Origin of the sequence: Streptococcus sp. NLN64 (assembly GCF_015831295.1) — a bacterium.
Lineage (GTDB): Bacteria > Bacillota > Bacilli > Lactobacillales > Streptococcaceae > Streptococcus.
Genome location: NZ_JADXDQ010000125.1, coordinates 1 through 670, shown reverse-complemented (window position 1 = coordinate 670; position 670 = coordinate 1). Strand labels below are relative to the sequence as shown.

Sequence of the window (670 nt, the reverse complement as noted above, 5' to 3'; positions counted from 1 at the left end):
AGCCAGCCGCCTAAGGTGGGATAGATGATTGGGGTGAAGTCGTAACAAGGTAGCCGTATCGGAAGGTGCGGCTGGATCACCTCCTTTCTAAGGAAATGGATGACATTGGTACTTGTTCAGTTTTGAGAGGTTAAGTCAGGATATGGACGACGGTCCGCTTGCGGAAACTTCCAGAAGAAAAATAGGAAACAGACGATGTGTTCGAAGAACACAAGGAAGTTTATCTTTTTTCGCTAGGAAGTTAGTCGAAAATTCAACTCTCAGAGACAGTAAGAAAAGAAATAAAAACAGAATAGAACCAGTTGTTAAAAACCAACTTGGGGCCTTAGCTCAGCTGGGAGAGCGCCTGCTTTGCACGCAGGAGGTCAGCGGTTCGATCCCGCTAGGCTCCATCAGGATATCGAAGCCGATCCGCTTGCGGAAACTTCGAGAAGAAAAATAGGAAACAGACGATGTGTTCGGAGAACACAAGGAAGTTTATCTTTTTTCTCTACGAAGTTAGGCTGAGATTCAACTACAAACAAAGTTGAAGTAGTATCCTATAAGAACATTGAAAATTGAATATCTATATCAAAGAAAGTAACAAGAAATAAACCGAAACGCTGAACGCATAAAGAGTTTACTTAATTCAGGTAGAGTTAAGAAAAGAGGTTAAGTTAGTAAGGGCGCA

Annotated in this window: 1 tRNA gene and 1 rRNA gene; both read left to right on the top strand. The window is 42.2% G+C overall.

From position 1 onward, the window contains the following. Nucleotides 1-87, top strand: a 16S ribosomal RNA gene (locus I2503_RS09435); the annotation flags it as partial. A gap of 232 nt (nucleotides 88-319) precedes the next feature. After that, a tRNA-Ala gene (locus tag I2503_RS09430) sits at nucleotides 320-392 on the top strand. Nucleotides 393-670: the final 278 nt, after the last annotated feature.